20 protein-coding genes and 4 pseudogenes are annotated in these 23,580 nt (G+C 44.2%); 11 read left to right on the top strand and 13 right to left on the bottom strand.

Translation table 11 applies throughout. The features are described from left to right. Nucleotides 1-260 precede the first annotated feature (260 nt). The 3 genes from JGK14_RS00425 (at nucleotide 261) to JGK14_RS00415 (ending at nucleotide 1,401) form a co-directional block, all read left to right on the top strand. The gene (locus JGK14_RS00425) at nucleotides 261-533 is read left to right on the top strand and encodes a hypothetical protein (RefSeq protein ID WP_293174212.1); all 273 of its coding nucleotides are present in this window, start codon (nucleotides 261-263) and stop codon (nucleotides 531-533) included. Between the two features lie 89 nt (nucleotides 534-622). Next, nucleotides 623-1,027: a hypothetical protein gene (locus tag JGK14_RS00420; RefSeq protein ID WP_293189349.1), complete on the top strand. Its 405-nt coding sequence runs from the start codon at nucleotides 623-625 to the stop codon at nucleotides 1,025-1,027. Between the two features lie 5 nt (nucleotides 1,028-1,032). Beyond that, nucleotides 1,033-1,401 carry a type II toxin-antitoxin system PemK/MazF family toxin gene (locus JGK14_RS00415; protein ID WP_293174206.1) on the top strand — a complete coding sequence of 123 codons (369 nt, stop codon included), beginning with the start codon at nucleotides 1,033-1,035 and terminating at the stop codon, nucleotides 1,399-1,401. 192 nt (nucleotides 1,402-1,593) lie between these two features. Here the strand turns inward: JGK14_RS00415 and JGK14_RS00410 are convergent, their stop codons facing one another. Both JGK14_RS00410 and uvrB read right to left on the bottom strand, forming a co-directional pair. After that, nucleotides 1,594-1,860, bottom strand: a complete 267-nt coding sequence (locus JGK14_RS00410; protein ID WP_293231829.1) for a DUF4926 domain-containing protein — start codon at nucleotides 1,858-1,860, stop codon at nucleotides 1,594-1,596. A gap of 133 nt (nucleotides 1,861-1,993) precedes the next feature. After that, nucleotides 1,994-4,006 (bottom strand): excinuclease ABC subunit UvrB, encoded by a 2,013-nt coding sequence (uvrB, locus tag JGK14_RS00405; protein ID WP_293174200.1) that lies wholly within the window; start codon nucleotides 4,004-4,006, stop codon nucleotides 1,994-1,996. Between the two features lie 171 nt (nucleotides 4,007-4,177). Between uvrB and JGK14_RS00400 the strand changes: the two genes are divergently transcribed. Next, on the top strand, nucleotides 4,178-4,651 hold the full coding sequence (locus JGK14_RS00400; protein ID WP_293174197.1) for a hypothetical protein: 474 nt from the start codon (nucleotides 4,178-4,180) through the stop codon (nucleotides 4,649-4,651). A gap of 201 nt (nucleotides 4,652-4,852) precedes the next feature. Here JGK14_RS00400 and JGK14_RS33935 read toward each other — a convergent pair. The 8 genes and pseudogenes from JGK14_RS33935 to JGK14_RS00365 all read right to left on the bottom strand — a co-directional run. Then, nucleotides 4,853-5,047 (bottom strand): annotated as a pseudogene (locus JGK14_RS33935) (DUF5615 family PIN-like protein); the annotation flags it as partial. Nucleotides 5,048-5,087: 40 nt separating this feature from the next. Further along, a pseudogene (locus JGK14_RS00395) lies at nucleotides 5,088-5,350 on the bottom strand (ISAzo13-like element transposase-related protein). Next, nucleotides 5,340-6,296 (bottom strand): ISAzo13 family transposase, encoded by a 957-nt coding sequence (locus tag JGK14_RS00390; protein ID WP_293202696.1) that lies wholly within the window; start codon nucleotides 6,294-6,296, stop codon nucleotides 5,340-5,342. Before JGK14_RS00390 ends, JGK14_RS00395 begins: the two are co-directional and overlap by 11 nt. Nucleotides 6,297-6,551: 255 nt before the next feature. Further along, on the bottom strand, nucleotides 6,552-6,842 hold the full coding sequence (locus tag JGK14_RS00385; RefSeq protein ID WP_293189355.1) for a helix-turn-helix domain-containing protein: 291 nt from the start codon (nucleotides 6,840-6,842) through the stop codon (nucleotides 6,552-6,554). A 265-nt stretch (nucleotides 6,843-7,107) separates the two neighbouring features. Continuing rightward, the gene (locus JGK14_RS00380; protein ID WP_293174188.1) at nucleotides 7,108-7,890 is read right to left on the bottom strand and encodes a DsbA family protein; all 783 of its coding nucleotides are present in this window, start codon (nucleotides 7,888-7,890) and stop codon (nucleotides 7,108-7,110) included. A 456-nt stretch (nucleotides 7,891-8,346) separates the two neighbouring features. Further along, nucleotides 8,347-8,859 (bottom strand): hypothetical protein, encoded by a 513-nt coding sequence (locus JGK14_RS00375; protein WP_293174185.1) that lies wholly within the window; start codon nucleotides 8,857-8,859, stop codon nucleotides 8,347-8,349. A 573-nt stretch (nucleotides 8,860-9,432) separates the two neighbouring features. Continuing rightward, on the bottom strand, nucleotides 9,433-9,639 hold the full coding sequence (locus JGK14_RS00370) for a hypothetical protein (RefSeq protein WP_293174182.1): 207 nt from the start codon (nucleotides 9,637-9,639) through the stop codon (nucleotides 9,433-9,435). Nucleotides 9,640-9,720: 81 nt separating this feature from the next. Continuing rightward, entirely contained in the window at nucleotides 9,721-11,181 is a 1,461-nt protein-coding gene (locus tag JGK14_RS00365) for a hypothetical protein (RefSeq protein ID WP_325314567.1), read from the bottom strand. 721 nt (nucleotides 11,182-11,902) lie between these two features. On the opposite strand from JGK14_RS00365, the gene urtA reads away from it, so the two are divergent. The 3 genes and pseudogenes from urtA to JGK14_RS00350 form a co-directional block, all read left to right on the top strand. Then, a complete protein-coding gene (urtA, locus tag JGK14_RS00360; RefSeq protein WP_293210411.1) occupies nucleotides 11,903-14,776 on the top strand; it encodes an urea ABC transporter substrate-binding protein in 2,874 nt (957 codons plus the stop codon). Nucleotides 14,777-14,919: 143 nt separating this feature from the next. Beyond that, nucleotides 14,920-15,673, top strand: a pseudogene (locus JGK14_RS00355) (IS4 family transposase); the annotation flags it as partial. A gap of 105 nt (nucleotides 15,674-15,778) precedes the next feature. Beyond that, nucleotides 15,779-16,411: pseudogene (locus JGK14_RS00350) on the top strand (transposase); the annotation flags it as partial. A 677-nt stretch (nucleotides 16,412-17,088) separates the two neighbouring features. On the opposite strand, the gene JGK14_RS00345 reads toward JGK14_RS00350, so the two are convergent. Next, nucleotides 17,089-17,964: a DNA adenine methylase gene (locus JGK14_RS00345; RefSeq protein WP_325314566.1), complete on the bottom strand. Its 876-nt coding sequence runs from the start codon at nucleotides 17,962-17,964 to the stop codon at nucleotides 17,089-17,091. Nucleotides 17,965-18,170: 206 nt separating this feature from the next. After that, complete coding sequence (locus JGK14_RS00340) at nucleotides 18,171-18,347, bottom strand: hypothetical protein (protein WP_293203593.1); 177 nt, start codon at nucleotides 18,345-18,347, stop codon at nucleotides 18,171-18,173. Nucleotides 18,348-18,398: 51 nt separating this feature from the next. Here JGK14_RS00340 and JGK14_RS00335 point away from each other — a divergent pair, with 51 nt between their 5' ends. The 3 genes from JGK14_RS00335 to JGK14_RS00325 all read left to right on the top strand — a co-directional run bounded on the left by JGK14_RS00335 (nucleotide 18,399) and on the right by JGK14_RS00325 (nucleotide 20,256). Then, nucleotides 18,399-18,602, top strand: coding sequence for a DUF751 family protein (locus tag JGK14_RS00335; RefSeq protein ID WP_293144336.1), 204 nt, complete (start codon nucleotides 18,399-18,401; stop codon nucleotides 18,600-18,602). A gap of 403 nt (nucleotides 18,603-19,005) precedes the next feature. Beyond that, complete coding sequence (locus tag JGK14_RS00330) at nucleotides 19,006-19,398, top strand: PadR family transcriptional regulator (protein ID WP_293144339.1); 393 nt, start codon at nucleotides 19,006-19,008, stop codon at nucleotides 19,396-19,398. 321 nt (nucleotides 19,399-19,719) lie between these two features. Beyond that, nucleotides 19,720-20,256 (top strand): cofactor assembly of complex C subunit B, encoded by a 537-nt coding sequence (locus tag JGK14_RS00325; RefSeq protein ID WP_293214432.1) that lies wholly within the window; start codon nucleotides 19,720-19,722, stop codon nucleotides 20,254-20,256. Nucleotides 20,257-21,088: 832 nt separating this feature from the next. On the opposite strand, the gene JGK14_RS00320 is transcribed toward JGK14_RS00325, so the two are convergent. Continuing rightward, complete coding sequence (locus JGK14_RS00320; RefSeq protein WP_293144355.1) at nucleotides 21,089-21,412, bottom strand: DUF3155 domain-containing protein; 324 nt, start codon at nucleotides 21,410-21,412, stop codon at nucleotides 21,089-21,091. A gap of 634 nt (nucleotides 21,413-22,046) precedes the next feature. Here JGK14_RS00320 and JGK14_RS00315 point away from each other — a divergent pair. Next, a complete protein-coding gene (locus tag JGK14_RS00315) occupies nucleotides 22,047-23,459 on the top strand; it encodes a GAF domain-containing sensor histidine kinase (protein WP_293214430.1) in 1,413 nt (470 codons plus the stop codon). Nucleotides 23,460-23,580 lie beyond the last annotated feature (121 nt).

Here is a 23,580-nt window from a genome sequence, read left to right as displayed (position 1 = left end):
TTGCCAATTCTGCTGGCCAGTGTTAAGGTCTTAAAAGACAAAAGAAGACAAAAACTCCTCAAATTGCCAAGTATAAGAACTCTCTAATGTCTTGTATTTTTTGCAATCTTGGATTTTTCATAATACCGAATCCTATCCTGATACGAAAAAGGCTCGCCTGAACTACTAATTCAGACAATGCCCTCGTTTTAGCTAGGTAGCTCAGTTGATTTGACCTGTAAACGTCAGACCCACACAACTAAACCCAACTTTTGAAATATATGTTCGACAATTATAACCCACAAGATGGACTATTGTATGCCAAGCATAGCCTGACTCCGATCTTCTCTGCTTTGGAGGAGTTAAACCCCGCTTGGGCAGAGTGTATCCGCAGTCTGCTTGATGACAAGGACGAAACTATCCAAGAACAGCGACAGGAAATAGATGACTTGAAGTACGAACTTGATTGTCAGCCAAATCCTTGGGATAACGATGGTTCATCACACGCAGATTGTCACGATCGCGAATATGTTACGGATAGACTAGGAATTTAACAAAAAGCCGATCGCCCTTACCATCCAAAAAATAAGACAATGGTAAAGGGCGATCGCCCTTCACCCTAAAATCTTTCTCCACTAAACCCATGAGTACAATTCGCTTACAACTAGCCGAATACTTGAAATGTCGAGGCTTCACCCCCGAAAACTTAATCGAAGCTGTCGGCGAAACACTCAATCCTGAAACCGTATACCAACTGATCGAAAAAGCAGAAAACCTCAGCCACCTAGACTTATCCGTCTTAGCCGCCATTATAGATGGCTTGAGCAAACTCAATGGTTTTCCAGTCGGTATCGCAGAAGTGCTTATGTTTTTTCCTGACATTTCCGAGGAAGCATTGGCAAAATCGCCTTGGCGCCAACTTTACCTCGTCGATAATGAAATTCCCCCCTATGATTGGGGAGATGTAGATCCGATGAAACTTGGTCAACCTGTGCGCTATATACCGGGAGTAGGTGCCGTTATTCTTGAAGACGAAAGGGTAAAGTAATAAGCGTGACTAATACATTCAACATCCGCGATATTTTACTCGTTGATTTCCCTCCTCAAACGCCTGCACTGCACGAACAACAAGGAAGACGCCCTGCTGTAGTAGTGGGGAGCCCAAGCGACACAGGTACGATCCGTTTTGAGCTTGTGATTGTTGTGCCGATTACCAGACAATCAGGAGATTGGACTGCACAAAATCCAATTTTATACCCAAGTCTTCGGGCAGGAGTGGGAAATCTAACTGCCGACTCGATAGTATTGCTGGATCAAGTACGCACTGTAGATATCCGGCGAATATTGCGGTATCTTGGCAGTTTAACCGCAGAAGAGTATCAGCCGATCGCAAATGGACTCAAGCTAATGTTCGGCTTTTAAATTATCCATTAATAACCTAACAGTCGATCGCGCAAATTCTTAATGCGAGCGCCCTTCCCATTCATCTATATAATAGGTCGATATAATAGGTCGATCGGAATTTATGCACTCCGACAAAGAAACCGGGTTTTTAACGAATTTACTCGCCACAACGAAGTATTTTCACAAAAACCCGGTTTCTGGGCCCATGCGTCAGTTGTATAATCGCAACTGATGCGGATAAACCGTTTCAACACCTATCGTTTCCATAAATGATTCTGGTTCATCCTGAGTTGCGGTAACAAAATCTCCGCCAACTTCTGCTTTCACCCATCCGCCAAATAACTCGACTAAATAGGCTTCACCGTTTTTGAATACCTCAACAATTGCCCCGGCTGTTTCTGGCGGTGCAATCTCGCCATCACCGAGGGCGACTGCTTCGGTTAAACATACTGCATCGAATAACTGAAATTTGCTCATTGCTCCCCATTCTTCAACCCGCGAAGGCGGGTTTTGTTCGTGTAGACGCGGTTTCAACCGCCGAGTTTAATATACATCAAAAGCCTATTTTGAACAGGCAAGATGCCTGTTCCACGGTAAATATGGTCGATATCTAATGCCCTAACAGTTTATCCCGCAGATGCTTAATTCGATCGCGCAATTTACCCGCCTCCTCAAACTCCAACTTCTTCGCCGCCGCCTTCATCTGCGTCTCCAACCGCCCGATTAACTGAGGAATCTCGTCCAAAGATAACTCATCCACCTGTTCGTAAACCTCCTCCAACTGCTGCGAGTTCAGCTTGCGCGACACATCCAGAAACGCCAGAATCGCATTAGTCGATCGCTTTTTCGCGATCGGCTGCGGCGTAATCCCGTGCATCTTATTGTACGCTAGCTGAATCCCCCGGCGCCGATCCGTTTCGTCGATCGCCTTAACCATACTATCAGTCAAATTATCCGCGTACAAAATAGCCTGTCCCTGCACGTGGCGCGCCGCCCGCCCAATCGTTTGAATCAAAGAACGTTCCGATCGCAAAAACCCCTCTTTATCCGCATCCAAAATCACCACCAGCGACACTTCCGGCAAATCCAAACCTTCCCGCAACAAGTTGACGCCAATCAACACATCAAACTTGCCATCCTGCAAATCTTGAATAATTTCGATGCGTTGAATCGACTGAATTTCCGAGTGCAAATACCGGACTCTAATCGCCCTTTCCTGCAAATATTCAGTTAAATCCTCCGCCATCCGCTTCGTCAAAGTCGTCACCAAAACTCGCTCGTCCCGAGTGACTCTCTGCTTAATTTCCCCCAACAAATCGTCAATTTGTCCTTCCGTCGGGCGCACGAAAATTGTCGGATCGACGACTCCCGTAGGGCGAATTACTTGCTCGGCAACTCTCCCTTCCGAGATTTCCATTTCCCAATTCCCCGGAGTCGCAGAAACAAAGATGCACTGATTCTCTTTTGCCCAGAACTCCTCTGCTTTCAAAGGGCGGTTGTCAGCAGCACTTGGCAAGCGAAAACCATGTTCGATCAATACTTTTTTCCGCGCTTGGTCGCCGTTGTACATTCCCCGAATTTGCGGCACTGTGACGTGGGATTCATCTACTACCAACATCCAATCTTTCGGAAAATAATCAATCAAACATTCGGGCGGTTCTCCGGCATTTCGGCCTGCTAAATGCCGCGAATAATTCTCTACTCCGTTACAGTATCCAACTTCCCGCAGCATTTCCAAATCGTAGCGAGTGCGCTGTTCTATCCGCTGCGCTTCTAATAGTTTCCCTTCTTTCTCAAATGCTAGCAGCCTGTCTTCTAATTCGAGTTCTATTCCTTGGCAAGCTGCCTCTAATTTATCATCAGCAGTCACAAAGTGGCGCGCAGGATAAATATTTAAAGCCGTTGTACTTTGGATGATTTTACCAGTTACGGGGTCAACGTAGCGAATGGCATCGATTTCGTCGCCGAAGAATTCGACGCGAATAATTCGATCTTCGTAGGCGGGGCCGATTTCTACAACATCGCCTTTGACTCGAAATTTGCCTCTACCTAAATCTAGGTCGTTGCGGCTGTATTGGACGTTGACTAAATCTCGCAATATTTGCCGCTGGTTGACTTCCATTCCTACTTGCAAAGGGATAGCAGCTTTTAGGTATTCTGCGGGCATTCCCAAACCGTAAATGCAGCTAATTGATGCTACGACAATTACGTCGCGGCGTTCAAAGAGCGATCGCGTGGCGGAGTGTCGCAGCATATCGATCTCATCGTTAATTGCTGCGGTTTTTTCAATAAAAGTATCGCTGACGGCGATGTATGCTTCAGGTTGGTAGTAGTCGTAATAACTGACAAAGTATTCGACTGCATTGTTGGGGAAAAAATTGCGGAGTTCGTTGCACAGTTGAGCGGCCAGGGTTTTGTTGTGTGCTAAGACTAAGGTGGGTCTACCGATTTTTTCGATCGCCGAGGCAATGGTGAAGGTTTTGCCTGTACCTGTGGCGCCGAGTAAGGTTTGAAATCGATCGCCCGCTTGGATGCCTTTGACGAGTTGGGCGATCGCTAGCGGTTGGTCGCCCGTGGGATCGAAGGGCGCTTGCAATTGAAAAGATGCTGCCGCAGTTACCATAGGAAAATGTCGCTATTACCGATAAATTTTAACAAAAATTCAGAGATTCTGCAATTTCGTTAAGAAAATAGTTAAACTTTATAATATTATTTTAATTATCGGTTCAAATAGAAAGCAGAAAGCCCAGAAAAGCAGTTGTCCGAACCCAGTAATCAGCAAGGAAAAAAAATTATGGCTCTCACACCCAAAGACAAAGTCAAAGCGAGCCCCCGCGGCGGCAAAGGCACTACCAAGGCCCTACCACCCGCCAGCGAAGCCAAATCAGCGGGCATTCAACTTTATCAGCCGCAACTCCTACATGACAACCGCCCCGTCGGCCCAAACGATTTTACCATCAGCGAGACAGTCTCGATCTCGGGGAATCGCCCGATCGGCGCTAGCACCCTGCACATCAGCGAAACCTACGGCACTGTAGGCAATCGCCCGATCGAAGCCAGCGACTTTGAAGTGGTGGCTACACTCGGCAGACGCCCGATCGGCTCCAGCGCCATGCAAGTCAGCGAAATGTTCAGTATGTCCGGTGCGCGCCCTATTGCGATCAGCAATCTGCACATTGATGAAGTTTACTCCACCATGGGAGGCAACCGGCCAATTGCTTCCAACGACATTGACGACAGCTCGACCTTAATGGGATTTTTAGATTAATTATTCATTGGTCATTAGTTATTAGTTTTTCACTATTAACTCTATTAACTAATGACTAAAAACACATTTTTAGAGAAGTTTGTGACCAAGGAGATTGATAATTGGAAAACTCGAAAGTAATTTATAGCGGTTCTCAGAAAGATTCGCGGACGTTGTTGGGATGCGAGCCCTCTTTGTCTGGGAGGTTATGTAAGCTGTCTGTCATACCTCATCTTTTTGAGAAAGGCTATATTTTATCCTACCAATTTCCACAATATTTTCGCCATTATTAAATAGCTCAATTGCGTCAGGAAAAGCACGAGTAAAAATACGATGCAAATCTTTATTCGTAATGTTGCCACAGGTTAGCCAAAGAATTTGAGGCGGTTTGCCAAGGCTAATTACTAAATCAACAAAATCCCTATCCTTAGGACTGAAAAATTAATAACTTCATTATCTACTCATTTGTCGGAACAGCACGGTAATTCCATTTTGGCAAATATTCATCAAAAATAATTTTCATTGTATTCTTAAATCCATCTGCTACTTTTCTACCAGTTTTATAAATTTTATCAAGCACATTTACCACCACAGAAAGTCCGGTTTTGTGTGGGTTTTTTTCATGAGCTCTTTGACAAACTCAACAGAAGTAAAAATCACTCCTTGACAAGCTCTCGTTACATGAGGAAATAAGCGATGCTCTATTGGATTATACTCCAATGTATAGGGAGGATAATGTGCTATTCTGATTTCTATATGGAGCTACGTTGACTAATTTTTGCAAATCCGATTTAAAGATATAGTGATTAGAATTATTACTGCCACCTCCATCGCATTTAATCAAGATTGAACTTGCTTGAGGGTAGAGATAGATTCCGTAATTTATCCACCATGATTTAATCGATTCACAAGCAAATTCACTCGTATCTTTACTAATACCTAGGGTTAAATATCCTCGGTTATGTTGCACATCATAAATTCCATGAGGTACTATTTTGCCCTCAGCCAAACTGAAAAAGTCATGGTCAAGTGTGGTAACTGTTTCGGTAGTATACAGAGTTCCTGAGCGATATAAATTTCCAATAAATTCCTTTTTTTTGGTATCCATGCTAATGATAGGATTTCCCTGTAACTCATACTCTTCAGTGATTCTGGCAAGATTTTCAAATTGTTCGTTACGATTCTTTGTTATTCCTGTTGTTTGTTTTTTTTGAGCTTGACGTTTCACATATCCGTGCTTTTTTAATAATTTTTTGACAACCGTTACACTGACTGTTATGCCATGAACTTTCAGACCTTCAACTATTTCTTCTTGAGTGAGATTAGTCCATTTAATTTTCTCATCCATTGGGCTGCCTGCTGTATAATGTTTTAACACTTCTAAAAAACTTTCATTCAAGCCAGGTATCAGAGACTCGCTAGTTTTTCTTCCTCCTCCTTTTTGACGAATTCTGTGTCCCTCAAAAGTAGTCTCTGATTCACTTTTTAATTCCTTAATGCCTTTGGCTATTGTATTTCTGTCTGCTGCCAAAATTCGGGATATGTAACTAATTCCACCATAACCAAGTTTTTCGGCTTCTATTGCTGCATATCTTCGTCGATCTTTTTCAGATAGAGATTGATAAAGTTTCCGCATCTGAGCAGTAATTTCAGAGGAGTAATACATAAATTTACCTGAACAAAATGAAGGAAATTAACTAACCAATTATTAGGAAAACAAAGAAGGTGAACATCGAATAAGGATGAGTTTTGACCACCAGAATGAAATGTTACATCCTTTGTAATCACTCATTTGTTTATTATACCTTGCTTGTGTTATTAAATTTTCATTCCTAAGGATGAGTTTTGACCACAAAATGAAATGTTACATCCTTTGCAATCACTCATTTGTTTATTATACCTTGCTTGTGTTATTAAATTTTCATTCCTTATCCCGTCGCTCAAAGAAATTGATAAACGCTCTAGACAAGTTTAGCGACACCGATTGCAACACTTGGCTATAAGGTTCAGCCAACCATCCAAACTCTTTTTTGAGAGCAGGTAGACGGTCGTTTCTCCCTTCCTGGGATAGCCCTTTACCAGTTTCTTTATAAAGTTGATTGGTCATGGCTAACGAATTATTCCAAAACCAACGGGCACAGCCGAATGCTTTTGATAGCGCTACTTGCTGCTCATCGTTAGGATAAATTCGTACCTTGACTGCGTGTTTCATGTCTCTATCTTACTACGAAAAACTTAAATCAGTAAATAAATATTCTAGGTCGAAGGCAAAGCTAATTGGCTGTTGGATCGGGGAGTTCCAACAGCCGCGCTATCCATCCCCACCGTGTAGACGGATGGGGAATTCCGCTAATCAGTTAAATTTTGATTGTTCCCAGACTTTAGTCTGGGAATGCATCTTTAACGACTCCAAATTGAAATTGCAACGAAAAAGTGAAAAAGACAGAAAAACTAAGTTTGTCGTATCTTTTACCTTGTTATTTGGAGACACTGGCGAGAATCTTTTCCATCTCAGAAAGCTCCAGCGCACCGGAGAATGTTTTGCCGTTCAGAATAAAGAATGGAGTGCCTTCGATTCCCAGTTTTTGAGCCAGTTGCACGTCTTTCTGAATCGCGGCTTCGGCGGCGGGGCTGTTGCGATCGCTGTTGAATTTATCTAACTTGAGATTGAGCTTTTGGGCGATCGATCCGTAAAATTCCTCGCCTAACTGTTTTTGCCCTTCAAACAAAGCGCTGTAATATTCCCAGAATTTTCCCTGCTGTTGTGCAGCCCAAGCTGCTTTAGCTGCTGGTAGCGCTTGAGGGTGAATTGAACTCAAGGGAAAATGCTTGTAAGCTAAAGTAACTTTGTCCTGGTGTTTTGCCATAAACTGCTTAACGGTATCGTGAGCGCGCGCGCAAAACGGACATTGAAAGTCAGAGAATTCTAAAAGTACAATCTGCTGCGAAGCCGAACCCGTGCTAGGAGAATCCCCGATCGCCGATTTGGGATTTGTTTTCATCTCCTGGAAAAATGACTCCTGCGCTGCTTTGAGAGACTGCTGCTGCTGTTGCTGATACGCTTGTACCGAATCTAAAATTGCTTGGGGGTTTTCGCGGATCACCTGCAAGACTTGCTCTTTAAACTTGGGATCGACTGAATTGCCAGCCGCTGACTGGGCGGGGGAACAACCGATAAATACAAGGCAACCCGCAAGCAGTGCAGCCAAGCAGAAGGCTTGCTGGCTGCGGAATTTTCGCCAAATAGTGGATATGTTCATCTTTTTTCCTGGTTTACGGCAACACTTAATCCTACATTTAATTTTGCGGAGTGTCAGGTGTACCGCAGTTTAGTGCTGTGCAGCTATTTTTATATCTAAGCAATAATTAGCAATTGGCGATCGCAAATTCGGAGTGGGCAATTGGCAGTGGGTTTTACTAACCGGGAGCATCTCAGTTTTGCATTTATAGTGCTGTCCCCGCTCGCGTGTTTATACAAACACGCGAGCGGGGACAGCACTACAATAAAAAACGCTTCTTGCAACAATGAGATGCTCCCTACTCACCCTAACAGCAACCAGCGGCATAATTAAGATTTAAAATCTCGAAATTTAGTATGATATTGGAGCGAATAGTCTGTAGTGAGGACTTCAGTCCTCATCAAATGAGAGAGGACTGAAGTCCTCGCTACAAACAATCTCTAAAGGTTTGTAGTGAGGACTTCAGTCCTTCCTCAATCATTTCCGGCTGTTGAGCCATTTAGCAGCAACTATCCCCAAAATACCCGCAACCACTGGATTTCCCAAAAACTTCATCAAACTAGGCTGTTCTGCCAGCACTTCTCGGAAAATATCCGGGTGATTGTGATAGGTGAACGAGGCAAGCTTGGTAACATCATCAGCAGTCATGCGACTCGCGTGGTGGGTAGAAAGTCCTAATTGCTTTTCCAACTGGCGATCGTTCAATCCTCTCTTGTCCAACTGCTTGAAGAACTCCCGAGCCACGTCGTCCAGTTCGTTCGGCTTGATTTGGGCGATCGCCTTTTGCAATTCCGGTTCCAACTGTGCCGGCGGAAGAGACTCGTGATTAAAAGAACGCCCGAATAATTGTTTGCGCTGATCCGGGGAAGTTCTCTGAGCAAAATCGTCAAAATTTTCGTACTCTTCACCAGTTGTCTCAGGCATCATTTCGCGATCGCCCTGAGCCAAATCGCTCATGATTTGTCGCTTGTAATTATCGCTGCTACTCATGGTAATTATTTTCCCAACTACACAACAGTTCCGTCTCAAATTGAGATTCCTTCGACTTCAAAAAGCTGCGGAATATTAAAGCGTCGCGCTGCTATAAATTCCGCTTTTTAACCAAGTCAAGACTTGTCTTCAATCTGATTTGATTGCTGGTCGTACTTGGCAGTCAAAATCAGTTTTTTGTCAGAAGCATAAACCAAAACACTTAAATCCTGATTTGGGAAATTAACGTTCGCGAGCGGGGACGCTCGCGCTAAGGAATGAGAATTAAATAACTTACAATTTTTATTGTTCTTGTGGGATGGGCGGGAGAGCCCATTCTTTCTGGACGGGCGGGACGCCCATCCCACAAACTTGTGTAAGTTATTAACTTTTCGTTCCTAATGACAACTCACAAACGTTCGCGAGCGAGGACGCTCGCGCTAATGACAACTAACAAATAACAAATAACAAATAACAACTGACAACTAACAACTAACAACTAACAAATAACAACTAACAACTAACAACTGACTTCAAAAAAAGAGTGTGGGCAAGACTTCATCTTACCCACACCCTAAAAAAACGTTATTAGTTTTAATCTACCTTGTGATGACATTCTTTATCTATTTTGTGCTGAAGTTCTTCTTTCAACTGTTCCACAGCGCGCATAGTTTGAGCTTTTTCTTGTTTCTGCTGGCCGAGGGCTTTTTCTGTTTCCTCGCCCAGCAATTTTTCCCTTGATTTTGGTAATGTAACTTCGCTGCCACTTACAGTGTGGATCTGGTTTTCTTCAATATTCATTAGTTTTCACCGCTTTTAAAAATCTAGGTAAACCTAGCAAGACTCAGCGGTTTAAGGTTCTTAAGCATTCTTTCCTATCGCTTACGCTTCCTCAATGTCAAGGTTGCCCAGGAAATCCCAGTTAGAGTTAGAATAGTAACTATGTCTATTAGTTATTATTCCAGATTGCTTGATTTTTTTATTCAGTTGATTCCACAGGCTCCAAACGTGCTTTGTTGAGTTCACCTCAACAAAGGCGGTTAAGGAGCCTGGTATTTTTTCCGACAATCTCATTCCCCTACGGCCGATAACTAACGCCGCTGCTTCATCACTAGCCAAACCATACATCCTCAGATATTTGACTAAACCAATAATACTAGAATAAGCAGGATTGACCGTTAAAAGCTCAATACCTCTGTTAGAAAGAATTGAGTTTAACAACTTAAACAACTCAGAATAAGCCCAACCTGATAGCATCCGAGCATATTTCTTGCCACGTTCTCTAAGTTGCTCTTTCTTGCTGGTAAAGTCTAATTCCTCGCAGACTATTGGACATTGAAACTTGATAGCTAATGCCGATAATTCTCGGCAAGCTTTAACAATTTGAGCTTGCTGTTGACCCTTGCGTAAACCAGTTTGTAGTCGGATTTTACCCTGTGCTTTCAAGTTACCTTCGGTATCAATATACGCCCAACCAATCGAGCCTGGATTCATGTCGATACCAATACAACCATAATCTACAGAACGCGATACCTGCTCAACATTGGAGGGCGTGAAACTAACAGCAACACACCATTTACCAGATTTATAATAGAAGTGCCAAGTTTTAGCGCCCGTAGCTGGTAATCGGTTAATATTGCGAGGGAAATCGCCAATATACGAATCTACATTTTTACCAAACTTAGATTCTAAACAAGCTGGCACTCTAACTCTTAAATTATCCCCATCCCACTGACACACTTGATTACCATAAGATTCATCTTTGGAACCCACGATAAAGGCTTGATTCTTGGGGACACGAACCCGCACAGGGATTGATTTTAGGACGGCTAATATTTGCCGATACCTGGTCAGCTTACGTTTTTTATTGTGTATCTGAAAGCGTAGGTTTTGCCAGTTAGTTTGTCTATACTTTAGGTCACTAGATAACGGAAATGCACAACCGCTTTTACTATTTTGCCAGTTTTTTTTAGCGTAAAACTTTCGAGCTAATTTGAGTTTTCTCTCAGCTTTTTTTAGCCAAGCTTCACAAGATTTAGCTTGATTTTCTAAGGTTTTTATGTGTGAAATCCGGCACTCCTTGGCGCTATCAACAGCACCCTTAGCCGATGAGATTACACCATTGGCATGACGTTTGCTAATACCGTAAGTTTTTTGTAGGTGCGTGTTCCAGTATGACTTGTTAAATCCTTCTCCTAACATCATAAAGTTGACAGTTTCACATACTGCTTTGTGAAATATTGGTGTGTAAGCGCTCAAAAACATTTCTAGCTGAGTTTTACCGATCGCGTTCAACTCATCTATCGGTGTAGAAAGTGCTTTGCAGTAAGTGATGCTGGTCATTGAGTTCGATAGTTGTCGGGTTCGCCTGACTTGATTTTTATATATTAACATCTATCTTAAATCTACTGACCACCCTTGAATTAACTTTTATTTCTAGGTAAATCTAGGTATTTTGGCAACTGCTGACAACCCTAATTTATGCCAAAAATATTTTCAACAAGGCTAATTCAAAGTTGACCTTACCTCGATCCTAAGGTAAAGCACGGAGAGTTCCCTCTGCCTGAAGGGTGATAGGGGCTGGGGAAGAGTGGGTGAGTTCTGAGGTTTGAGTATTATACTAAGAGCAATCTACCGAGAGTTACATCTCCCGGAAGCAAGATATGGGAATGGGAATAGTGTCTGAGTAGGTGCTATTAGTTGGTGACTCGCACGCAGCTAGGCGGTGAATGAGTTGGGGAGAGGAGATGGATGAGAGCGTGGGAGAGTGTAAGAGGGAAGAGGGGGATAATTTTTCTGCTGCATTGCACAAGTGGGTTCTACCGTTTGTTTGATGAGGCTGCTTAGACCTCCGTCACAGATTGAGAGAAAAATCGGTGACAGGTTAGTGCAGAATTAAGTCAATGCAGGAAGGTTTGACCGTTAAAATCAACAAGATGCAGCAATTGTCAAGTTGTGTGGCGATCGGGTGAAATAATCTGCTAAACCAGAGTTAGCCTCCGGACTAACTTCCCGCAAGATTGAACTAAAATTTCTGTTATTAGTAAAAAGTATCTAAAACCCTATGGGAGCAAGCAGCAGTAACCCCCTCGAAGCAGCCGGCCAAACTTGTGAGCCGATCAAAATAGGCGTGTTGCATTCGCTGACGGGAACTATGTCCATCAGCGAAATTTCTGTAAAAGATGCGACGCTGTTGGCTGTTGAGGAAATTAATGCGGCGGGAGGGGTACTCGGACGCCCCTTGGAAGCGGTGATAGCAGATGGAGCCAGCGATTTGCAGACTTTTGCTCAAAAAGCTAAGCAATTGCTCCAAGAATCGCAGGTGGCGGTGGTATTTGGTTGTTGGACTTCGGCTAGTCGCAAGGCGGTACTGCCGGCTTTTGAGTACGGCAATGGGTTGCTCTTTTATCCGGTACAGTATGAAGGGCTAGAACAGTGTCCGAATATTTTTTACACTGGTGCGGCCCCGAACCAACAGATTGTACCTGGGGTGAATTACTTGCTGGCTCAGGGGAAGCGGAAAATTTTCCTGTTGGGTTCTGATTATATTTTTCCCCGGACGGCAAATTTGATTGTGAAAGCTCAACTGGCTGCACTCGGAGGAGAGTTGGCGGGGGAAGTGTATCTGCCACTGGGTTCGAGGGAGGTGGACGAGGCGATCGCACATATTTTAGCAGTGAAACCGGATGCGATTCTCAACAGTCTTAACGGCGACAGCAATGTGGCTTTTTTCCTTCGTCTGCGGGAAGCTGGTTTGAAACCGGAGGATTTGCCGGTGATGTCGGTTAGCGTGGCAGAAGAGGAAATACGGGCGATAGGGCCGTCCAATATTGCCGGACATTGGGTGGTTTGGAACTATTTTCAAACTGTTGATACAGCGGAAAATCAGAAATTTGTTAAGGATTATAAAGCGAGATACGGGGAAAATCGTGTCACGGATGACCCAATCGAAGCGGCTTATTTGGGGGTTTATCTGTGGAAGAAAGCAGTAGAAAAAGCTGGTTCGATAGATGTAATTAAAGTCAGGGCGGCTGCTAAAAATATTGAGTTTGCAGCGCCTTCTGGCATGGTAAAAATAGATGCCAAAACTCAGCATACCTGGAAAACAGTGCGGATTGGTCAGGTGCGATCGGACGGTCAAATTGAGGAGATTTGGAATTCCGGGGCACCTGTACAGCCGGATCCTTTTCTCAAAAGCTACCCTTGGGCGGCCGCACTAAGTCCGAAGCAGATTTCTGTGGGTACTAGGGCTTCTTTGCTCGGGCTGTTTGTGATCATGGTACTGATCGCTTGGATGGCGGTGGGAGTCGGGTGGATGGGTTCTTTGGAGATGAAGAACTCTTTGCTGGCGATGCAGGCAGCATCAGCTCCAGCGGGGGCTGCGGAGGCAACAATGGCGGTGCTGGCCGAGCAAACTATGGCTGTGGCGAGTCGCACTCAGAGTTGGCTGGTGGGGGCTTTGGTTTTGAGTTCGATCGCAGGTATAGTTGCTTGTGTGTCGGTGTCGGCGATTATTCGGAATTTGGGTTTGCTCCGGGAAACTGCCCAACTGATTGCGAGCGGTGATTTGACGGCTCGATCGCCTGTGGTGTCTAATGATGCGATCGGAGTTCTATCTTCTACTCTCAATACAATGGCTCAGCAAATTAGCAGTTTGCTCAAAGGTTTGGAGGTGCGGCAACGACAGCTAGAAGAGCGATCGGGTGAATTGGAAATTGCTAAGAACGCTGCGGAAGCTGCTAACCGCGCGAAAAGCACGTTTTTGGCAAATATGACTCACGAATTGCGGACGCCCTTAAATGCGATTATTGGCTACAGCGAGCTGCTGCAAGAAGAGGCTCTTGAACTCGGCGAAGAAGAGTTTGTGATGGATTTGGCAAGCATTAATATGGCAGGCAAGCAGTTGCTGAACATTATTAGTGACATCCTGGATATTTCTAAAATAGAAGCAGGAAAGATGACTCTTTTCCTGGAGACTTTTGATGTCTTGAATTTAGTCGATCAGGTTATGACTACTGTTCAACCGCTGGTGGGGAAAAATGGCAATACTTTGAGTGTCAATTGCGATCGCGATATTGGTACGATCTACGCTGATTCGGCGAAGCTGCGGCAAGCGCTGTTGAATTTGGCCAGCAATGCTGCTAAGTTTACCGATCGAGGCAAAATTACAATTAATGTTTGGAAGGAAGAATCGGAAGTTTTGCCGGTGGAGAATTCCGAGGATATCTCGGATATTGCCTCTGAATTTCACAAATATTCGATCGTGTTTCAAGTCACCGATACGGGCATCGGCATGACTGACGATCAGATTTCGAGGCTGTTTGGAGCTTTTTCACAAGCTGACGATTCGACTACCCGCAGGTACGGTGGCACGGGTTTGGGGCTTACTATTAGCCGAAAGTTTTGCCAGATGATGGGCGGGGATATTACAGTTGAGAGCCAGTTTGATTGCGGTTCTACTTTTACGATTCGCTTGCCGATGGCGATTAAAATCGAGAAAGAAGCCGAGGGCGATCGAACACCGGAAGAAACGGCGCAGCAAGAAGTGCGATCGCAAGCGCTGGAACTTCCTGATGCTGCGACTGTGCTAGTAATTGACGACGATCCTGACTCGCGAGATTTGATCGCCCGCTGCTTGTCGAAACAAGGATTTCGGGTACTCTCGTCAGCTAGCGGTGAGGCAGGGCTTGAGTTAGCTAAGGAGTCGCTACCTGATGCGATTACTCTAGACGTGATGATGCCGAGTATGGACGGCTGGGCGGTTCTCTCGGCCTTGAAAGCCGATCCGGAGTTAGCTAATATTCCGGTGATTATGTTGACTTTTTTGGACGATCAAAATCATGGTTTAGAATTGGGAGCGGCGGAGTATTTGAGGAAGCCTTTGGATTACAAACGCTTTGCTGATTTATTGAGTAAATATCAGCGCCCGCAAAAGTAGTCTGTTGACGGTTGACGGTTGACGGTTGACCATTTGTGACAAGTTAAGAAAAAGTGCAAATTGTCAAGGGGGTAGACTTGCAAGAGGTAAAATAGGATGAAACCTTGACCGGGTAAGCAGTTGAGCCATAATTGAACCAGTTTATGAGTAGCAAAAAACGAATCAACCGAGATCGTGCAAAGAAAAAAAATCGTCCTCAAGTAGAAAACGAAGCGATCGCGAATCACCTGGAAGATTTATTAATTCCAGCAATGGCGGCCCAAAAAACTTTTTATCGCCAACTAAATTTAAGAGATAGAATTTTAACACTACCGTTAATGATGGTCTCCGTATTAAGTTTATTATGGCGAGACGTAGCAGGAGTAACAGAATTAACCAGATTATTAAAGAGAGAAGGCTTTTTATGATGTCAGCCACAAGAAATTAGCCAACAAGCATTATCACTCAGATTTTTAACTTTGAGAGCTATTTTGTTTGAAAAAGTATTTAAAGAATTAGTACCTCATTTTCGACAAAAATGGTTGATGAGAAAGTCGAGACCATTACCAGATAGCGTACAATTTGCCTTAAAAAACTTTGAAAATATCTGCATAGCAGACGGCTCAACATTAGAAGCATTATTTCGTAAACTAGAAAGTTTATCAGATGTTCCAATTGGTAAATTATCCGGAAAAATGTGAGTAATAATAGACCTAGTAACTCATCTTCCCGAAGAAATTTGGTTTTGGACAAATCCGAAACAAGCAGATACCCATTGGGAAGAAGATTTACTAAAAACAGTTAAGCCAAAAACTTTGCTGTTACTGGATAGAGGCTTCTATCACTTCGCTTTTTGGTCAAAATCAATTGAGCAAGAAATTGGATTTATCACTCAAATTAAGAAAGGTGCAGGGTGTATCTCAGTTTTGCATTTGTAGTAGTGCGAGCTTAAGAGCTCGCGTATTGTACAATACGCGAGCTCTTAAGCTCGCACTGTAAAAAAAAATGCTTTTTGCAAAAATGAGATGCTCCCAAGGTGCATCTTATCAAGTCAAGCGGGTATTAACCAATACTTATAATGTCAAAGACCAGATAATCCAGATAGGTGCAGGGACAAAAAAGACACCAAGTTTGACTATAAGATTAGTACAAATTCGCTCGAAAAATAGCTGGCGTTCTTATCTGACGAGTGTCCGAGAACCCGAAATATTGCCCCCTATGTAGTGGCAGATTTATATCAAAGACGCTGGCGAATTGAAGACGCCTTTTGTATAGTAAAGAGACTCCTAAATTTAAGTTATTTATGGACAGGTTCTGTCAACGGAATTCAGCTCCAAATCTGGGCTACCTGGCTATTTTATGCGGTTTTGGTAGACTTAGGGGATGCCGTTGCAGATGAATTAGGAGTGCCAATTGAACGTGTTTCATTAGAAATGATTTATCGGGGAATGTATCATTTTTCTGTTGCCTATCAAAAAGGATTAGCTTCTGACGAAAGTTAAGTATTTTGCTGACGATAAAAATCAAGATTTAGGGATTGTTAAGCGACAACGAAAACCTCAGATCAGGCTAATTATTTCTCCTTTCCCTGGAACTCAAAGAAGTCCCGAACAATTTTTTTTCAATAATAAAGGAACAAATGGAGTCATATTTTAATTGGTATCTCGGTAAAAAAAATGAGTAAGATTACTCATTGACAACAGTGCTTTTAGCTTAACTTGTGAGTAATGGGCAAGGTTCGATCGACTGGTTTAAAAAGCAAATTCCCTAAAATCAAAATCTTTTGGGGGCTCACAAGCTCGAAGCTTTCATTACTTGGGCTAACAAACATCTCTAATCAGGCATTACCGATCGCGATCGCCATTTTCCCCTTCCCTACAGTTGCTTTTTTTGGGGAAACTGCTATTATTTACGATAACCCAGCATTCAAATATTTTAATTTTATTAAAGTGAAAAAAATCGCCCTTTTTTTTCGAGTTAACCGCTTGACTCTGAAGTTTTTTGGAGGTACAATTTAATAATGGGAATAGTCGCAAAATTAAAATTAGACTCACCACTTCCATTATCTAAAATATACCACCTAAAGTCCAAACAAGTCAATAGGTAATAATTCCTTTTTTTTGCCAATTTTTTGACACTGTTTCTAAACTTTTTGTGGTTGATATCGACGAAAAGCATTGCTATCCAAAAATGGGTTTGTTTCCACAGGCCGTGCAATCACAGGTGTGGAACGGTTACATTATCAATTTTTCTTGAGGAATTTTCGGTGGCGGCGCACCCTACACCTAACTAACTCAACTTCGACTAGATAGAGAGTGGATTTTGGTGTTTAGTTAAAATGAACTTATTAATAATTCCTTGACTTTGCCGCGCTTGGAACTCTTAGAGTTAATTCCCCTAGACGCTGATATTTCAATTTGCTGAGGGAGATGAGCTATTTTAAAAGCTTCAGCATCGCTGTATATTTTATCGATGAAATCGCAGTTAGAATTAGACAGCATAATTTTGACACCCCGTTGGGCAAGTTCTGCAAAAACATCTCTAAGCTTTATCTGTTCGGCTTGTTTGAAGTTCTCGCGGCTGTAAGCTGTGAAATCGCTAGTAGAACTGATAGGATAATAAGGCGGGTCAAAATAAACAAAGTCTTTGCTGCTTGTAGCAAAATCTAAAATTCGATCGAATTTTCTCACTTCAATTTGAGCTGGTTCGAGTAGAGATGAGACCGATCGCAATAATTCTGGTTGACAAATGTTAGGATTTTTGTATCTGCCTATGGGAACATTAAATTCACCTTTGGAGTTTTCTCTGTAGAGGCCGTTGTAACAAGTTTTATTGAGGTAGATTAGCCGTGCTGCTTTTTCTGTATCTGTGTTGTAGGATCGCGATCGCACCGAGTAATAATAGGCTGGATTGTCCTTGCTGTGCTCTAAAGCGTGCTCTAACAAAAGCTCAATCAGATCCTCAACTTTATCCCTGACACAGCGATAAGCATTAATCAACTCAGGATTAATATCTGTTAACACAACTTGCACAGAAGGGTGCTGTTGTGCTAAGTAAAAAAATACGGCTCCGCCGCCCAAAAAAGGCTCGTAGTAAGTGGTGAACTTTTTAGGAAAATAAGGTTGATATTGTCCAATCAACCTTGTTTTGCCTCCAGCCCATTTCAGAAATGGACGCGGCAAGACGAAAGAAGGTGCGGCAGCAGACATTTAGGTAGAAATAACAGCCCTATAATATTTATCACAACTACAACTCACAACTACAACTGAATAGAAATACTTCTCTCATTCGTTACCAGAAAGAATTGGTTGAAAGCCGGAACGCTTTGAGGGAGAAATTAAAATCAGACTATTCATTACTCCAATCCTCGGACTTATAGGTAGAGGTCGCTCTCAAACTGTCAAGCGGTCAACTGTCAAGCGGTCAACTGTTGAACGGAGGTCGCGTTCCGGCATTGAACAGACTCAGACCCGATCGCTCTCACAAAACTTTTCGTTAGAATTATATATGTTAGCATCGCCCTTGAAAAATGACCGATCGCCCGATCGGCAGATTTAGCTCCGGCTGTGCCAAAATTGTCTAACTCGCTCACAAGTGTTACCAGTCAAAGATCGAGCTGTAACACTTTACCCCACCGGTGCTCATGCAAGATTTCATTAATAACATCTCTCGCTACCCTCGTTTTTTGATTACTGTGTGTCTGGGAATCTTTTTTTTCCTGTTCGAGCGACTCAAACCTCTGCTCGATCGACCGGCAACTGCGATCGCCCTGATTACTTCGATTGTAGCGACTTTTGTGTTTCTAACTTTTACACTGCGCGCCATGTTAGGTCTGAGTCCGGTTTAAAGGCAAAATTTCTGCCCGAAAAAGCCGGCGAACTCTGACAAACCATAGCCCACAAACCAGGAACGCAGAGGGTTTGGGGGTTGCGACTTCTGAGTTTGAGTTAAAACACTAACCCCCGAAATAAGTGCAACTCTTCCGTGCGATCGCACACTTGGCAATAGTAGCTGCGATAGATTGGAAGAGGAAGTAAAGTTACCCTAGTTATGTGAGCGCTCCTCAACCTTGGCGCAAGCAAACATTAGCGCAGTGCACCACAACAGTTCCGGCTATCAACACAACTGGGGAAATACTGCACCTCTGTTTCCCCCATTCCCACTTAATCCTTAGGAAGCGGCACACCCCGCCCCGCTTTCCTCTCCCGTTAACCTGACGGTATCACGAGAGTTTCCAGCGGACAAGACAGATGAAATTTGAACATATCTATCAATTTTTTCAAGACCCCCCTCCTGTTTATCTAAACAAGGAACTGGCAGTGTGCTACATTCTCTCGGTGTTATTGCGCGGAGATTCCTACGGTACAGAACTCATCGGACAACTAGAAAGGGAATTCCCCATCTACCGACTTTCTGATACCGTCCTCTACAGCGCTTTGAAATTTCTCGAAGATGAAGCCGTCATTACCGGTTACTGGAAAAAAGTAGAAGGACGCGGCCGCCCCCGCCGGATGTATCAAATCCTCCCTGAGTGGCGGCATCAAGCTCAAGACCTGGCTCGTCTGTGGCACGAGTACATCGGTCAGGGAAACGGCGCGTCTGGCCGTCGTCCCCGTGCCTTGGAAACTGGTCACACGGGTTAGCAGGCGTTGAAATCGGATGCCTAAACCCTTGAGATGCGGTGCTACTAGCAAAGCGAATTGTCCGATTGCCTTCGCTTTGCCAGCATCGCCGCCGCACAGCGATTAGAGTAGCGATTCACTACGTCAGGACTTACGCATTGTCACTTGAGAATTAAGGATGATGGGGAGATATGGGAATTGGGTGATGGGGAGAAAAACGCATTGCTAGAAAGCTTGGCGAGAATTTGGGTTAAAAAGTGTCTGCGTAAGTCCTCGATCGCTTTCTTCTGTAAACTTCTGTAAAGTCATAGTAGATAATTTCACTTACACAAACTTCTACCGATGGATACTACTGTTCTTTCTTCAACTTTTGTGATGACGCTGCTGTTGGCTGTTGGCTTGTTTTTCTTCATCAAGGCCTCAGTCAAAGATCGCATCGAACAAGTCAAGCTTGCTTCCGAGAGCGCCCAAGAGTTACTGTTAACCCAGCTACAAGAGTATTTTGCTTCTAGGGCTTACCGAGTTGCAGCCGTTGATGCCCCCAACTATAAAGTCACCTTTGAGGGTTTTGTGCGGCCGAGTTGGTTTCTAGCTATCTTTTTAACCCTGTTGAGTGCAGGCGGCGCTCTCTGCTTGGGACTGGTTTTGGGAATGCTAGTACCACAGCAAGGTCAAATTTTCCTAGGTTTGGTACTGCTGTCGCCGTTGACGGGAGTATTTTACTGGAAAAAAGCCGGACGCTCCGAGCAAGTCCTTCTAAAACTCGAATCAGTTGCTGACTCGGAAAGCCCAACTAAAAGCTTTGTTACTGTCAGAGCTCACCGCGACGAACTAGCAACTATGCAAAAAGCTTTAAATTTGAAACCCCTGGAAGATTAAAAGTTTGGCGCGGAACGTTTTTTTGATATGCTAGATGCCGTGCTTCGACTTCGAGCCGACAAAAGGATTGCTGCTGGCAGTTCTCTAGTTGGCCCGAAAGTTCGATCGACTGTTGATGCAAAGTAAATGATTTTCTAGAAACTTATTGAATAATTGGGTAAAAGCTGGTAGTGTAGGGCGGGAATAAAAAACGCTCTAGCGATTAAAACAGCTAGGGCGATGGTCACTTTGAGTCATTATCGTTTTCAGCAAATGTTGAAGCATCAAGCTGTTAAATATGGCAGTTTTGTAGTAGACATAACCGAATAATACACATCACAAACCTGTTCAAAGTGTGAACAGAGATTGAAATGGCGCTTTCAATATCTTGTTGAAAGCTTTGAGAGATACCTCCTTGACGGGAGAGCTTGCAGCTTTCACGCGTCTTGCCATACACAGCTAATTCGGGCTTAGTCTTGGATTTGCTGGGTTAAATGTATCTGGCACGGTCAAACGATTTTAGATTGTGAGATTTTAGATTTGAGATTTATTCTACAGATGAATCTGGGAGCTTTAATTTTCGTCTAAAATTTGGAGTGGTTCGCGACTCGATTCCGGGCTTGTATTCGTTTTTGGGCAGAGTCAAAAAAAACCATTATCCTGAGAGTGCCAATTGTGCCGATCGCCCTTTCTTGACGATCTATACTGTTGCGATGGCTCCTTCTACCTTAACTTCCCAAGGATTTTTCGCGTAAATTTCAGTTGGCACTCTCCAGACAATGAGAACTCTCGCGCTTTTGTTAAAAGAGCTAGAAAAACATTGGTGTCAATGTTTTGATCTAAACATTTCGATCTATGCGCGACTGGCGGACACCGCAGGAATTTTTTCTGCGGTTGCTTCCAGCATCACCTTTAAGCTGGGAAACAAGAAATGGTTCTCTTCTACGTATTGGGCTCCGAACAAACCTTTTTCAGCCCAAAAGTATCTGTCGGTGGTATGCTCGTTACGCTTGACCAACAGTAAAGCTGGGGGAGCAATGCCTTCGGCATGGATGAACTTGCGAGCCGCTGTTACGGGTTTATCTTCGCCGCTCTCGATGCTATATTGAGGCACACACTCTAAAATTCTGCGTCCTTCTTGTCGGCGGCGACTTTTGCGCTTGCGTCTCCTGGCCAATTTCTTTACCTCCTCTGTGAGCAGACAGTGTGAGCAGACAGTATGAGCAGACAGGTTTTGACATACTCCCCAGCCATAAAGACATGGGGATTCTGGATTCAAACAGCTTTTCTCAAGCACAGTTTGTCTGATATTGCCGAGCATCCTAGGTTGATGCCCCAACCTATCTCAGATTTTTTGGATTATAGAGTTGAGACCGGATTTTTACATCTGGCGAATCAACAATACATGATTCAATCATCAAAGCTGTCCCGATCGGGCGTGGCTTTTTATCCAATTTTTAGGTAATGATAGCTACCAAATCCGAGGCCAGTATATCTGTTCTAGCTCTAAACTTCAACTGTTTTTAATATATCGACATAATCTTAACATTCGTGCCGATCGACAAAAGTGCAGCGGTTGTGGTAAGGTGGGCCGCAACTTCCGGCAGCAGCCAAGCTTGGGACTCTGGGGAAGCTATGCAGGCGGGGCTTTAAAGCAATTGTGTTTGTGAAAGCTGAATCCTGGGAACCGAGCAGCCTGCCATCAAAGCCCACATACTAGAAATTTAGGAGTCTCCAATCTGTAATCGGGGGCTGAGCAGTTGTAATTTAGTTAAAATTCCGTAAAATATCTTAATGTGGCACTCATGTTAATGCCAGCCAGTTCAGAATTTGTCAAGCTTTGTCGATCGCAGGTGGCGATCGCAGTCAGTTTGGGTGCGACATTCAGCGCAGTATACCTGACACAAGAGCTGGTAGAAGGCAGCGAGGCAAAGTTAGTGCCGATCGCAGTTTACCCAGAAACCTCAGTCGAACCAGAAAATCAGGAGTTGAGGCTCGAACCGGCTTCAAGCTCGACAGTGAAACCAATGCCGCGGCGGCTGGCTGCGCCGGTTTTGGCTGTGGAAGCATCAACCGTGGGGGCGATCGCACCCGAGCCACTGCCGGGTTTTGAAAACAGTTCCAATCAGTGCCAAGGCCCGGGGAATGTGTGGCAGCAACGGAGGCAAATAGTGACGCCTCTGATACACGAGGACGCTGTCCTGGGACTCCTGGTCAGCGGTAGGGAAGACAGGGCTTGGAACGATCGAGAGGAGGCTCAGATACAACAAATTGCTCGCACTTTGGCCCTAGCCTGCATTTTAGACCAGCGATCGCAGTGGATGCATCAGGAATTGGGATCTTCTCGGCAAATCCAGGCTCAGGTTTATGACACGATGCACAACTTGCTGCACCAGTTCAAGAGTCCGCTGACAGCGTTGCGAACTTTTGGCAAACTGTTAGCGCGCAGGCTGGTACCAGAAGACAAAAATCGCAATGTGGCTTATAGTATTGTCCGAGAGAGCGATCGGCTCTCTGAATTGCTCGGCCAGTTCGATCGCACAGTAGATACCGGCGAAGCAAATCTCAGACTCCCATCAGGCACTTCAGAAACAGCAACTTCTAATATCGAATTAATCCAGCATTCTCCTCTGTCGCTGTTACCAGTGGCCAATTTGGACGAATCCTGTGTAGTGACAGAAGTCTTAAAACCGCTGTTAATTTCCGCCGAGGCGATCGCATCGGAAAGGCATCTGTCATTGCTAGCCGACATTCCGGCGGATTTACCACCAGTCTCGGCGAGCGATCGAGCTTTGCGCGAAGTTTTGAGCAACCTAATTGACAATGCTTTGAAATATACCCCCGCCGGCCGCCAAATTTATATTAAAGTAAGCTACGAAGCGAACCACCGCCCCTTACCTGCCATAGCAGTTGCAGTCAGCGACACAGGTTCCGGCATTCCCCCCCAGGATTTAGAGCATTTATTTGAGCGACACTACCGGGGAGAAAAAGCCCAGACAGAAATTCCCGGCACAGGATTGGGTTTGGCGATCGCCCGCGATTTAGTCCGCCAAATGCAAGGAGAAATCCAAGTATTTTCCCCAGTAAATCCGGAATGGCTGCCATCTAGTGCAGCTCATTTATATCCAACCGATAGCGGCACTACATTCGTCGTTTGGCTGCCGGTTCGGAAGAAGGAAGAAGGAAGAAGGAAGAAGGAAGAAGGAAGAAGAGATACACAGTAAGCTTAACCGCGAACCGTATTTTACGTTTGATCGGGTGGATTTACTTAACACTCGCTTCAAACAAGAATGCAACTGTAAACCCATGTTCCCAAGAATGCTCTTCATCAGTCATTGCCAATCT

It is taken from the genome of Microcoleus sp. PH2017_28_MFU_U_A (assembly GCF_020738035.1).
Taxonomy (GTDB): Bacteria; Cyanobacteriota; Cyanobacteriia; order Cyanobacteriales; family Microcoleaceae; genus Microcoleus.
The sequence above is the reverse complement of the archived record's forward strand: the minus strand, read 5'-3'. Positions and strand labels throughout refer to the sequence as shown.